Here is a 12,704-nt window from a genome sequence, read left to right on the forward strand (position 1 = left end):
GGCCCGGACCGGGGCGGGCGAGGACGGGACGGCGGCGGGGCCGGTGCTCCCTGGCCGCCCGGGACGGGTCACGCCCACGCTGGTGCCCGACGAAAGGAACGAACCACCATGGACCGACTTCTCCTCCGGATACGGCTCGCAGGGGCGGCGCTGGCCGCCGGGGCCGCCGCATGGGCGGCGGGCACGATCATCGCGGGCGAGGCCGTCCAGACGCGCATCGTGCACGCCGGGACGGTCGCCGGGATCCTCTACCTGCTGGGCGTCGCCGCGCTCGCCTGGACGGTCATGGCGACCGGGGCCCTCAGGAGCAGGGTGATCCCGATCGTGCAGCTCGTCCTGCTGGCGGGGGCGCTGGTCTACAGCTTCGCCTCCTTCGGCTACCGGTTCCACGACGACATGACGGGCTGGCTGGTCGTGACGGACGTGTGCTGGCCGCTGGCCAACCTCTGCACGCTCGTCATGGGCGCGGCGGTGGCCGGGGCCGGGCGGTGGCGGGGCGCGCTGCGCTGGTACCCGCTGGCGTCCGGCTGCTGGCTGGTCGTGATGATCCCGGTGAAGAACCTGCTCGGGATGGGGATCGGCGTCTACGTGAGCGCCGCCTGGATGCTCGGCACCTACGCCGTGCTCGGGCTGCTGCTGGCGGTCCGGCCCGCCGCCGCCGTCCCGGGCCGGGGGACGGCGGCGGCGCCCGTCACCTCCGGAGCGTGACCGCCTCCGCCACCGGCTCCTCCGCCGGAGGGGCGGAGGTCTCCCCGGCCTCTCCTGCCTCCGCGTCCGCCGGCTCTGCGCGCCTGCGGACCGTCTGGAGCCCGACCAGGTCGTCCGGGAGCGCGTCCGGCATCTCGTCGTCGAACCGGGACAGGGTCCGGGTCCGCAGGGCGACCAGCGCGACGCCCGCGATGGCCACCGCGAACAGCAGGTACATCAGGCCGACACCCCGGCCCTCCCCGGTGCCGATCACCGCGCCGACGGTGTCGGCCAGCGGGCCGCCGGGCCGCATCAGCGGCTCGAACAGGGCGCTGCCGTACGGGGCGACCAGGCCGAAGCCGACCGGCAGCGCGGACAGGGCGACGAGCTGGTTCAGCGCCATGACCCGGCCGTGGAACCGCTGCGGCACCTTGACCTGCACGATCGTCGCGTAGACGCCGTTGAGCACGGTCAGCCAGAACGACATGCCGAACGCCCCGACCGCGATCACCACCAGGTTCTCCCGCACGCCGGTGACCAGGCAGAAGGCGGCGAGGGCGAGGGTGGTGAGCAGGACGCCGCGCATCCGCCGGTGCCGGGGCCCGCCCCAGACCGTGACGGCCAGGCCGCCGAGGAACACGCCGAGCCCGCCGAAGAACGCGACGCGGCCCGCGTCCTCCAGGGTGGCGAAGCCCAGCACCAGGGGCGAGATGAGCAGGAACAGCGGGGACAGGAAGACGTTCAGCACCACGAAGAAGACCAGCATGGCGCGGAACCACCGGTTTCCCCAGGAGAAGCGCCAGCCCTCGACCATCTCGGCGGCCAGCGACTCGCGGCGCCGGGCGGCCATCGTCTTCGGGAAGCGGACCAGGAGCAGGACCCCGATCGCGAACGTGTAGGAGGCGACGTCCAGGATCAGGATGCCCTCCAGGCCGATCCCCGCCAGCAGCCCGACCGCGGCCAGCGGCACGACGAGCTGGGCCGTTCCGGTGACCATCTGGACCACGCCGTTGGCGTGGCCGAGGAACCGTTTCGGGACGAGCTGCGGGATGGCGGAGCCGTAGGCCAGGCGCTGGAAGGTGAGCGAGACCGAGAGCACGACCAGCAGCGGGTAGATGTGCCACACCTGGAGGCTGCCGGTCCACAGCAGCACCCCCAGGGCGAGCTGGGTGCCGAACGCCCCGGCGTCTCCGGCGAGCATGACGCGGCGCCGGTCGTAGCGGTCGACGAGCGCCCCGGCGAGCGGGGAGACCAGCAGGCCGGGCAGGAGCGCCAGGACCGAGAAGAGCGCGAAGTTCGCGAGCGATCCGGTGGTGGTGTAGATCCACAGCGGGACCGCGAACTCGGTCAGCGCCGACCCGATGATCGACACGAGCTGCCCGGCGGCCACCGCCCCGAACCGCTTCATGCTCGGCTCCGGTCCGGCGGGCCCGGGCCGGGCCGTACCCGTCGGGGCCCGCCGGTCCGGCGCGTCCGGGACGCCCTCCTGCTCCGCCGCGGGATCGTCCGGGGAGCGCCGGGAGACGCCCTCCAGCCACCAGGTGGACCGGTCGGTACGGCCCAGCGCCGCGGTCTCCCCGGAGGAGACGGCCCGGTGCGTGCCGGTGACGACGCCGGCCAGCTCCTCCGCCCGGTACTTCAGGAAGAAGTGCCCGGCCTCGTCGAGCACGACCAGCGACGCGGAGTCGCTCAGCAGGTGCCACTCGCGGTAGCGCTCCTGGTAGAACTCCGTCGCCGGGTCGCGCTCCCCCACCACGGAGACGATGGGCGCCTGGAGGGGTTCGACGCCCTCGGCGAGCAGCCGGGTGAAGTAGCGCTCGGTCTCCCGGGTGCCCTCCCGCCGGTTGTCGATGATCATTTTGAGCTCTTCGGGGCTGAGCTCGTCGATGTCGAGCCCGGCGGCCCGCAGCGCGTTGGCCCACGCCTGGTCGTTGCGGAGCCGGTCGGTCAGGTCGGCGAGCCTCGCCAGCAGCGAGGAGGGCCGGGCGAAGGGGAAGATCCCGCCGAGGTAGACGGCCTCCGCGGGCCGGCCGGCGGCCTCCAGTCTGCGGGCGATCTCCACGGTCAGCATGACGCCGAGCCCGCAGTGGCCGTACAGCACGACCGGGCCCCTGATCCCGGCGAGGATCTCCGCCGCGCAGCCCTCGGCGACCTCGGCGACCGGCCGGGTCTCCTCGACGAGCCCGAGTTCCTGGCCCGGCACGGCGATCGCGTGCAGCGCCCAGTCGTCCGGCAGCGCGTCGGCCAGCGGCTGGTAGATCGCGGCGCTGCCGCCGTTGTACGGCGCGCAGACCAGGGTCCCGGTGAGGGTCCCGGTGAGGGTCCGGGCCGGGGTGAGCCGGTGCAGGAGGGCGCGCGGCCCGCTCTCGGCGGTCTCGGCGAGCCGGGCGAGCTCGCGGACGGTCCGGTGCTTGAACAGGTCGAGGATGCTGATCTGCCGCCCGCCCGCGGGGAGGACCTTCCGCAGGCGGGCGACCACCTGCGCAGCGAGCAGCGAGTGCCCGCCCAGGTCGAAGAAGTCGTCCAGCACGCCGACCCGGGCCAGGCCCAGGACCTCGGCCCACACCTGCGCGACGCCCTCCTCCAGGGGCGTCTCCGGCGGCGCGAACCCGGCCTCCTGGTCCGGGCGCTCGTCGCCGGGCTCGGGGAGCCGGGCGCGGTCGACCTTGCCGTGCGACTTCAGGGGCAGCTCGTCCAGCCAGACGAACCGTCCCGGGATCATGTACTCGGGGAGCCGGTCGGCGAGCCGGGCGCGCAGTTCCCCCACCGGCGCGCGCTCCCCGACGAGGTAGGCGACCAGCCGGTCGCCGCGCAGCTCCACGACGGCCTGGGCGACGCCCTCCTGGTCGGCGAGGACCGACTCGATCTCCGTCAGCTCCACCCGGTAGCCGCGGACCTTGACCTGCAGGTCGCGGCGGCCCAGGAAGGACAGCTCCCCGCCCGGCAGCCAGCGGCCGAGGTCGCCGGTGCGGTACATGCGGGCGCCGGGCCCGCCGTACGGGTCGGGCAGGAAGCGGTCGGCGGTCAGGCCGGGCTGACCGAGGTAGCCGCGGGCCAGGCGGTCGCCGCCGATGTAGATCTCGCCCGTCATGCCGGGCGGGACGAGCCGCAGGTGCTCGTCCAGCACGTACAGCCGGACGCCGGGCAGCGGCCCGCCGACCGGCAGGGTCAGCGCGGTCTCGGGTGCGCCGGTGACGGCGTGGGTGGCCACGCCGACCGTGGCCTCGGTGGGCCCGTAGTGGTTGACCACGTCCGTGTGCCCGGCCAGCTCCCGGGCCCACGACCAGGTGGAGGCCTCGCCGCCGAGGATGAGCAGCTTGCGCGGGAGCAGCTCGGCGGGGTCCGCGGCGGCGAGGAGCGAGGCGAGGTGGGAGGGGGTCATCTTCAGGTAGTCGGTACGGCCCAGCGGCCCGGCGAGCTCCTCGGCCGGGGCCTGCGGGTCGAGCAGGTGCAGCTCGCCCCCGGTGAGCAGCGACAGGTAGAAGACCGTCACGCCGAAGTCGAAGGAGAGCGACTGGAGCAGGGTGAAGACCGAGCCCGGCTCGACGGCGAACCGCTCCCGGACCCCGGCCAGGTAGTTCAGCACCTGCCGGTGCTGCACCCCGACGCCCTTGGGCCGCCCGGTGGTGCCGGAGGTGTAGATCACGTAGGCCAGGTGGTCGGGGGTGGTGCCGGGGTCGTCGAGCGCGGTCTCCTCCAGCGGCTCGGTGTCCAGGCAGACCACCGGGTGGCCGGCCGGGACGAGCTCCCGCTGGGCCGAGGTGGTCAGGACCGCGACGGCCCCGGAGTCGCCGAGCATGTGGGCCAGCCGGTCGTGCGGCTGCTTGGGGTCGAGCGGGACGTAGGCGCCGCCCGCGGCCAGCACGCCGAGGACGGCGGCGGCCAGGTCCGTGGACCGGTCGAGCAGGACGCCGACCCGGACGTCGGGACCGACGCCGTGCCTCCGGCGCAGCAGCGCGGCGATCGCCTTCGACCGGTGCTCCAGCCCGGCGTAGGTCAGGCGGGCCGGAGCCCCGCCGTCCGGGCCGCCCGCGGGGTCGCAGACCACGGCGGTCGCGTCCGGGGTGAGCGCGGCCTGGGCGGTCACGATGTCGCCGAGCAGGCGGTGGCCGGTCGGCCGCGGCTCGGCGGCCGACCCGTACCGCAGCACGAGGTCCCGCTCGGCGTCCGAGAGCATCGACAGCTCCCCGACCGGGGTGTCCGGCGCCTCGGCGATGGAGCGCAGCAGCGTCTCGAACCGGGCCGACAGCAGTTCCACCGTCCCCGGGTCGAACAGCTCGGTGTTGTAGGTGAAGTGGCCCCCCAGCCCGTCGGGCGTCTCGAACAGGTACAGCGCCAGGTCGTGGCGGGTGGTCCTGACCGGCGGGGGCAGGTACGCCACCCGCGGGTCGTCCCCGCCGTCGGCGTAGTTCTGCAGGGCGAACGCGACCTGGGCCAGCGGCGCGCGGCTGACGTCGCGGACCACGTTCAGCTCGGTGACCAGGCGGTCGAACGGCAGCTCGGCGTGGGCGAGGGCGTCCAGCGCGGTCTCCCGGACGCGCTCCAGGAACGCGGTGAACGGCGGGTCGCCGTCCAGGTCGGCGCGGAGCACCAGCGTGTTGACGAACATGCCGACGACGCCCTCCAGCTCGGGCAGGCCGCGCCCGGCCACCGGGGAGCCGACCGCGAAGTCCGCCTGCCCCGAGTAGCGGGCCAGCAGCACCTGGAAGGCCGCCAGCAGCGTCATGTACGGCGTCGCGTTCACGGTCCGGCCCAGCTCGGCCAGCCGCCCGGTGAGGCCGGCGTCGATGCGGACGGTGAGCGCGGCGCCGTCGTAGCCCTGCTCGGCCGGGCGCGGCCGGTCGGTGGGCAGGTCGAGTGCGGGCAGTCCGGCCAGTTTCTCCCGCCAGTGGCCGATCTCGCGGCCCAGGTCGCGCCCGCGCTGCCAGATCGCGTAGTCGCCGTAGCCGACCGGCGGGGGCGGGAGGGTCTCGCCGTCGTAGAGGGCGAGCAGCTCGCGGAAGACGATGTCGAAGGACCAGCCGTCGACGACGGCGTGGTGGGCGGCGACCAGCAGGACGTGGTCGTCCGGGGCGATCCTGGCCAGGACGGCGCGCAGCAGCGGTCCGCGCTCCAGGTCGAACGGGACGGCCAGCGCGGCGTCGAACAGCTCCAGCGCCGCCTCCTGGTCCGCCGCCTCGACGACGTCCACCGGGACCGGCCCCGGCTCGTCGACGACCAGCTCGGGGGTGCCGTCCTCGGTGGTGGGGAAGCGCATCCGCAGGGCCTCGTGGCGGGCGGCGACCTGCTCCAGGGCGCGGCGCAGGGCGTCCTCGTCGAGCGGGCAGCGCAGCCGCACGACGGCCGGGACGGTGTAGGCGGTCAGGCCCGGACGGTACTGCTCCAGGAACCACAGGCGTTCCTGGGCGTGGGAGAGCGGCGGGAGGGCGCCGGGCGGCCGGGGGACGACGGCCCGGGTCTCCTCCCTGCGCCGCAGCCGCCGCGCGAGCAGCGCCCGCTTGGCGTCCGAGAGCTCCGGCTGCGCGCCCGCGGTGGCGGGCGCGGCAGTGGCGACGGTGGCGACGGTGGCGACGGGCGCGACGGTGGCGGCCGGCTCGGCCGGCGTGGTCGGGGCGGCCGAGCCGGCAAGGGCGGTCGATGCGGTCGATGCGGTCTCGGTCACTGGATCTCCTGGCGGAGCGCGGCCAGGAACAGTGCGGCGTCCCGGCCGTTGACGATTCGGTGGTCGTAGGCCAGGCCGATGTCGGTGACGGTCCGGACCGTCACCGAGCCGTCGGCGGCCAGAACGGTCTCCGGCCGGGGAGAGGTCACCGCGAGGGCGGCGGCCGTACCGGGCAGGACGATCGGGACGGCGAGGATCACGTCGGCGTCGGTGTGCAGGGTGACGGTGATGTTCGCCCCCGTCAGGTCCCTCTCCCGGAAGTCGCCCGTGGCGGCGGCCAGCCGATGGCGCATCATCGCGGCGGCGATGTCGCGCAGGGAACCGGTCTCGCGGACGACGGGCACGTACAGCCCCTCGCCCAGGTCGAAGGTGACCCCGATCCGCGGGGCGTCGGGCAGCCGGACCACCGGACCGGGCGCGTGCCCCGCGTCCGCGGTGTCCTCGACGGAGGCGAACAGCAGCGGGAAGCGCTCGTGCAGACCGGCCACCGCCTGCACGAACAGCTCGGGGAGGCCGACCGGCCTGCGCACCTCGCGGGTCAGCGCGCGGGCCCGCTCCAGGGCCCGGCCGACGTCGAAGCGCACCACGGTGTAGGCCGCCGGGACCGTCCGGTGGGAGAGGGCCACGGCGCGGGCCACGGCCCGCTGGACACGCGGCAGCTCGTACCTCCCCGTCCCGTCGTCCGCTCCGGCACCGTTCGCGGGGGCGTCCCCGCCGGCGAGGCGTTCGACGTCGGCCCGGCGGACCAGCGGCAGGCCCAGGGCCAGCACGCGGTCCTCGGCGACGCCCAGCTCCAGCATCGCGGCACGGGCGGGAGCGGTGATCAGGGAGTCGGCCGCCGCCCCGGTGGGCGTGCCGGCCGTGTCGCCGCCGGACGGCCCGGCCGCTCCGCCGGAGCCCGCCCGGTCCCCGGAGGCGGCGCCGTTCACGGAGCCCGTCCCGTCCCCGGGAGGGGTGCCGTTCACGGAGGCCGCCCCGTCTCCGGAGGGGATGCCGTCTCCGGAGAGGATCCGGGCCAGCACCGCGCCCGGGGCGATCCAGGCGTCCTTGGCCGCGACGTGGACCAGCCGTCCGGAGTCGGCCGCCTCGATCTCGTCGGCGGCCTTGGAGGTCTCCAGGACGGCGACCGCCTCGCCGGCGCGCACCGGTTCGCCGTCGCCGACGAGCCACTCCACGACCAGGTACTCGGTGTCCTGGTTGTTCAGTTTGGGGACGAGGACGTCAGCCACGCAGGGCCTCCCGTACGGCGTGGTGGATCGCGGACTCGGTGACGAGCACCTCCCGCTCCAGGTGGGCGGCGGTGGGGATGACCGACGCCTTGGAGCAGACCAGGCGGACCGGTCCCCGGAGCCGGTCCCAGGCGCGCTGGTGGATCCGGTGGGCGACCTCGCCGCCCCAGGTGCCGCCGGGGGTGCTCTCCTCGGCGACCACCACGACCGGGCCGAGGTACGGCAGCAGCGCCTCGGCGTCCAGCGGGTACAGCCGGGAGGGCACCAGCAGCCTGCAGGAGATCTCCTCCTGGAGCAGCAGCGACCGCATCGCGCCCAGCGCCCGGTGCGCCGTCCCGCCCGGCGCGACGATCACGCAGTCGGGGCGGCCGGCCAGGTCGGGCACGGCCGGGTCGACCACGGCGAGCCCGCCGTCGCGGCGCACCTCGAACAGCGGGTCCGCCTGGCCCATCGGCCGGGTGTAGAGGACCTTGTCCTCGAAGAACAGGCACGGCTCGCCCCGGTCCACCATGGCCGCGAAGACCTCGCGGTTGTCGTGGAAGGGCGACATCTCGTACAGCGCCAGCCCGGGCACGCCGACGAAGTGCTTCTGCAGGCTCTGGCTGTGCGTGGGGCCGTAGCCCCGTCCGCCGCCGGTGGGGCAGCGGACGACCATCCGCAGCGGCAGGCGCGAGCCGTACATCGAGACCGACTTGGCGGCGAAGTTGCACAGCTGGTCGAAGGCGAGCGTGACGAAGTCGCCGAACATGATCTCGGCCACCGCGGTGTTGCCGGTCAGTGCGAGTCCGGCGGCGACCCCGGTGAGGGCGCCCTCGCTGATCGGCGTGGTGATCACCCGGTCGGGGAAGCGCGTGGACAGCCCTTTTGTGATCTTGAAGGCGCCGCCGTACGGGTCCAGGACGTCCTCTCCCAGCACGTACGCCGTGGGGTCGTCGTCGAGCAGCCCGTGCAGGGCGGCGTTGAGGTTCTCGGCTACGCGCACGGCGACCACCTCGACGGGGGGCGGGCGGCGACCTCGTCGGCGACGCCCCGGACCCGGGCGCGGGCGGGCCCGTCGAACCGGTGGAAGTGCTCGGGGTGGTCGTGGGCGTAGCGGCCGTACCAGTCGTTCTCCTGCGCCGCCCGGATCGCCTGCGGGGAGCGGGTGTCGTCTCCCTTGCTGTGCGGGCCGAGCCGGTGGGTGACGAACTCCACGACCAGCGGCCGGCCTTCCCGCACCCGTGCGACCGCCGGCTCCAGCTCGCGGCGGATCTCGTTGACGTCGGCGGAGACGACGAGGCGGTGGGCGATGCCGAACGCCGCCGCCCGGCCGGCGACGGTCCCCGCCATCTGCGACGCGGTGGGCGTGGACTGGGCGATGCCGTTGTTCTCCACGACCACCAGCAGCGGGAGCCGCCAGAGCGCGGCCAGGTTGAGCGCCTCGTAGACGGCGCCCTCCCCCCAGGTCCCGTCGCCGATGTACACGCAGGCCAGTGCGCCGGGCCCGGTCCGCCGCAGGTGCAGGGCGACGCCGGCGGCGACCGGGAGGCTCTCCCCCTGCACCCCGGTCGACAGGTAGCCGTCGCGGTGGACGTGCTGGCTGCCGCCCACCCCGCCGCAGACCGCGCCCTCCCTGCCCATGATCTCCGCCAGCAGCCCGTGCGCGTCGCCGAACCTGGCCAGGTAGTGGCCGTGGCCGCGGTGGTTGCTGAACACGAAGTCGGCCGGTCCCAGCAGGGGCCGCAGCGCCACCGGGACGTACTCCTGGCCCAGGCAGGTGTGGGTGGTGCCGTTCAGCTCGCCTCTGCCGTACAGCCGGAGCAACTCCAGCTCGAAGTGCCGGATCAGCAGCAGCAGTTCGAGGTCGTCGTCGGCCAGGCGGGAGAGCCCGGGACGGCCGGCCGCGGGGTCGAGGGCGGGGACGAGGGTCTCAGTCATCGCCGAGGATCTCGACGATGCCGGCGATGGTGGGGTTGTCGAAGAAGTCGTCGAGCTCGACCTCCACGCCGAGGCGCTTGCGCATCCGGACGATGATCTGCGTGATGGTCAGGGAGTGGCCGCCGAGGTCGAAGACGTCGTCGTGGTCGCCGATCGGCGAGATGCCCAGGACCTCCTCCCATATCTCCCGGACCTGGTCGGTGAGGGTGGTGACGGAACCCATGTCGTGCTCCAGAGGGTCGTGCGCGGTTCGGTGGGTCGTTCGGTGGCGGATCGTTCGGTGGCGGATCGTTCGGGGTCGTGCGGTGGTGGTGCGGTGGCGGCCCGCCGGAGGCGGGACCCCGGTGCGGGGGCCCGGCGGGGGTCCAGTGGAGACCCGGCGGGGGCCCGGTGCGGGGCTCAGTGCGGGGGCGCCAGGTCGCGCAGGCGCAGACCGGGATCGCGGGCGGCCCGTTCCAGCAGCAGGCGCAGGTCGCCGACCACCCGGCGGGCGTCCGGCACGGCCTCGGGGTCGTGGCGCAGGGCGATGTCGAGGCCGTCCGTCCCGTCCACGCACTGCAGGTGGAGCGCGCCGCGCACGGAGCCGGTGGGGACCATCCGGTCCACCGTGCAGTCCAGGCCGGTGAAGACCGGATCCGGGACGGCCCGGGTGCGGTAGCTCACGGAGACGGGCGCCAGCGCGGCGTGCGGCCGCAGGCGGGGCAGCGCGCGGCTCAGCGGGACCCGGCGGAACCGGTAGACCTCCCGCAGCCCGGCCCGCAGCCCGGCGGCGAATCCGCGGAAGGTCTCCTCCGGCCCCGGGCGTGAGGCGACGGGCAGTTCGTTGACGAACACGCCGATGTGCCCGGCGGCCTCGGCGGGCCGGGTGGACAGGTCCACGGCCGTGGTGACCTCGGCGTTGCCGTACCCGGCCAGCAGGGTGTGCAGCGCGGCGAGGAACGTCTCGAACCGGGTCAGCCCGGCGACGGGAACGAGACCGGCGGAGAAGCGGAGCGTGCGGCCCCCGGCCGCGCGGCGGGAGCGCACCGCCCGGCCGCGCAGCAGCGTCTCGCCGGGCTCCCGCCACCGGGACGCCCAGAACTCCCGGGCGGCCGGCAGCTCCGCGGCCACCCGCTCGCGCTCGGCCCGGCCGTGGTCGAGCGCCGGCAGCGGGGCGAGCCGCTCGCCGTTGCGGAGCGCCGCGAGATCGCGGACCAGGATGTCCTTGGAGTGGCCGTCGAAGACCAGGTGGTGGGCGGTGAAGGCGAGTGTGTGCCGCCCGGGGCCGGTCTCGACGAGGGCGAACCGGGCCAGCGGCCCTGTCTCCAGGTCGAAGGGCGCGAAGACCTCCTCCCGTACGGCCTCGGGCCAGGCGTCCGGATCCTCCGGCAGCGCCGCCCCGGTCACCCGCATGCGCCGTACCGGGACCGGGGCGCCGGGGACCAGCCGCAGGCCGCCGTCCGCCTCGGCCACGACGGAGCCCAGCACCGGGTGCCGGTCCACGAGCGCGGCGCAGGCCGCCGCGAGCGCGTCCGGGTCCAGGTCGCCGCGCAGGTGGATCAGGAGCGGCATGTGGTAGGCGGTTCCCGCCCTCCCGGTCTGCTCGGTCACCCACATCCCCTGCTGGAGAAAGGTGGCCTCGGCGCCGTCCGGGCCGGGCGGCGGTCCCGCGGGAGGGGGCGGCGGGGCGACGGGGGGCGGGTTCGGCAGGGTGGCGCTCATGCGGGCGCCCCTTCCGCAGCGCCGGGGACCGGGGCCGTACCGGCGGTCAAGACCTCGCGCAGCGCCCGCTTGTCGACTTTTCCGCCGGTGTTGCGGGGCAGCGCCGGGACCTCGACCACATGGGCGGGGACTTCCTGCGGCGCGAGCCTGCCGGAGAGGAAGACCCGCAGCTCCTCGGCCGCCAGGGGCGCGCGGGTGACCACGGCGACCGCGACGACGGTCCCGAGGACCGGGTGCGGCACTCCGAACGCGGCCGCCTCGACCACGGCCGGGTGCTCGAACACGGCCTCCTCGACGTGGAGCGTGGAGACCTTGTAGGCGCCGGACTTCACCACGTCGCTCTCGCGGTCGACGAGGTAGAGGTAGCCGTCCGGGTCCAGGTAGCCGAGGTCGCCCATCCGCACCCAGCCGTCGCGGAAGGTCCCGCTGCCGGGGTCTCCGTAGTAGGAGCGGGGCGCGGCCGGGGAACGCATCCAGACCTCCCCGGTCTCGCCCTGCGGGAGCGGCTCCCCCTGCGCGGTGGCGATCCTGACCCGTCCCCCGGCCACCGCCCGGCCCACGCTGCCGGGCCGCTCCGGATCGAACATCATGATCGTCTGGGCGGGCGCCGCCTCGGTCGAGGTGTAGTAGTTGGCGATCGTCGCGTTGGGGAAGGCCCCGGTCAGCGCCGCGGCGACCGCCGAGGGCAGCGGCGCGGCGGCGGACCCGAGCAGCAGCACGCTGGACAGGTCGTGCCGCTCCGCGACCCCCGCGTTGAGCAGCTCGATCGCCATCGCCGGGACGAGGAAGACCGTCCCGGCGCGGTAGGACTCGATCAGCGCGGCGAAGCGGCCGGGAGTGAAGCGGGGCAGGGTGACCACGGCGGGACGGGCGTCCAGGGCGTTGATCAGCATCGTCTGGCCGGCGTTGGAGCCGATGGGGAAGGCGTGCACCAGGTGCCGGGAGTGCGCGAACGGGCGCCGCCGCCCGCCGCAGCCGTGGGCCAGGTTGGCGTGGGTGGCCGACACGCCCTTGGGGCGGCCGGTGGTGCCGGAGGTGTAGAGGATCTGCGCCAGGTCGCCGGGGCCGGGATCCGCCTTCCCGTAGGAGGTTTCCGCCGCCGCCCGCGTCCGCAGGCCGTCCGGGGTCGCGGTCCAGCCGCCGGTCCAGCCGCCCGGGGGCGCCTGCGCCCCTTCGGCGTGGACGGCTCCCGCGGCGCGGCAGTGATCGAGCATGAACCGCAGGTCGGCGGGGGCGAGGCGGTCGGAGAGGGGCACGGCCGCCGCTCCCGCCTTGAGCACGCCGAGAAACGCCACGGCGTAGTCCGTCCAGTCCCCGTTGCCGAACACCAGCCCCACCCGGTCGCCGCCGCCGACACCGCGCTCCACCAGGCCGTTCGCCAGTTCGGTGGAGCGTTCCTCCCACTGGCCGTAGGTGAGCGGCGCCGAGCCCTGCACGATCAGCGCGACCCCCTCGGGGTCGGCGAGCGCCCGGTCTCTCAGCAACTGGGGAACGGTCAGGTTCACCAC

Annotated in this window: 8 protein-coding genes; 1 reads left to right on the forward strand and 7 read right to left on the reverse strand. The window is 75.1% G+C overall.

Translation table 11 applies throughout. From position 1 onward, the window contains the following. Positions 1-108: 108 nt before the first annotated feature. Positions 109-708: a hypothetical protein gene (locus FHS22_RS19170; RefSeq protein ID WP_184943520.1), complete on the forward strand. Its 600-nt coding sequence runs from the start codon at positions 109-111 to the stop codon at positions 706-708. On the opposite strand, the gene FHS22_RS19175 is transcribed toward FHS22_RS19170, so the two are convergent. The 7 genes from FHS22_RS19175 to FHS22_RS19205 form a co-directional block, all read right to left on the reverse strand. Continuing rightward, a complete protein-coding gene (locus FHS22_RS19175; RefSeq protein WP_338047823.1) occupies positions 692-6,349 on the reverse strand; it encodes a non-ribosomal peptide synthetase/MFS transporter in 5,658 nt (1,885 codons plus the stop codon). The two genes, FHS22_RS19170 and FHS22_RS19175, sit on opposite strands and share 17 nt — an antisense overlap. Beyond that, positions 6,346-7,578 (reverse strand): 2-oxo acid dehydrogenase subunit E2, encoded by a 1,233-nt coding sequence (locus FHS22_RS19180; RefSeq protein ID WP_184943521.1) that lies wholly within the window; start codon positions 7,576-7,578, stop codon positions 6,346-6,348. The genes FHS22_RS19175 and FHS22_RS19180 overlap by 4 nt, the downstream gene beginning before the upstream one ends. Continuing rightward, complete coding sequence (locus tag FHS22_RS19185) at positions 7,571-8,560, reverse strand: alpha-ketoacid dehydrogenase subunit beta (RefSeq protein WP_184943523.1); 990 nt, start codon at positions 8,558-8,560, stop codon at positions 7,571-7,573. Before FHS22_RS19185 ends, FHS22_RS19180 begins: the two co-directional genes overlap by 8 nt. Further along, positions 8,551-9,495 carry a thiamine pyrophosphate-dependent dehydrogenase E1 component subunit alpha gene (locus tag FHS22_RS19190; RefSeq protein WP_184943525.1) on the reverse strand — a complete coding sequence of 315 codons (945 nt, stop codon included), beginning with the start codon at positions 9,493-9,495 and terminating at the stop codon, positions 8,551-8,553. The genes FHS22_RS19185 and FHS22_RS19190 overlap by 10 nt, the downstream gene beginning before the upstream one ends. Continuing rightward, entirely contained in the window at positions 9,488-9,718 is a 231-nt protein-coding gene (locus FHS22_RS19195) for a phosphopantetheine-binding protein (RefSeq protein WP_184943527.1), read from the reverse strand. The genes FHS22_RS19190 and FHS22_RS19195 overlap by 8 nt, the downstream gene beginning before the upstream one ends. A 176-nt stretch (positions 9,719-9,894) precedes the next feature. Continuing rightward, positions 9,895-11,196 (reverse strand): condensation domain-containing protein, encoded by a 1,302-nt coding sequence (locus tag FHS22_RS19200; protein WP_184943529.1) that lies wholly within the window; start codon positions 11,194-11,196, stop codon positions 9,895-9,897. Further along, positions 11,193-12,701, reverse strand: coding sequence for a class I adenylate-forming enzyme family protein (locus tag FHS22_RS19205; protein ID WP_338047824.1), 1,509 nt, complete (start codon positions 12,699-12,701; stop codon positions 11,193-11,195). The genes FHS22_RS19200 and FHS22_RS19205 overlap by 4 nt, the downstream gene beginning before the upstream one ends. Positions 12,702-12,704: the final 3 nt, after the last annotated feature.

The sequence above is a fragment of the Thiemannella venezuelensis genome (assembly GCF_014203605.1).
GTDB classification, from domain to species: Bacteria; Actinomycetota; Actinomycetes; order Streptosporangiales; family Streptosporangiaceae; genus Planomonospora_A; species Planomonospora_A venezuelensis.

Excerpts from the sequence above, each read along its gene's own strand:
- FHS22_RS19170 (WP_184943520.1), top strand. The coding sequence starts at position 109 with ATGGACCGACTTCTCCTCCGGATACGGCTCGCAGGGGCGGCGCTGGCC.
- FHS22_RS19195 (WP_184943527.1), bottom strand. The coding sequence starts at position 9,718 with ATGGGTTCCGTCACCACCCTCACCGACCAGGTCCGGGAGATATGGGAG.
- FHS22_RS19200 (WP_184943529.1), bottom strand. The coding sequence starts at position 11,196 with ATGAGCGCCACCCTGCCGAACCCGCCCCCCGTCGCCCCGCCGCCCCCT.
- FHS22_RS19190 (WP_184943525.1), bottom strand. The coding sequence starts at position 9,495 with ATGACTGAGACCCTCGTCCCCGCCCTCGACCCCGCGGCCGGCCGTCCC.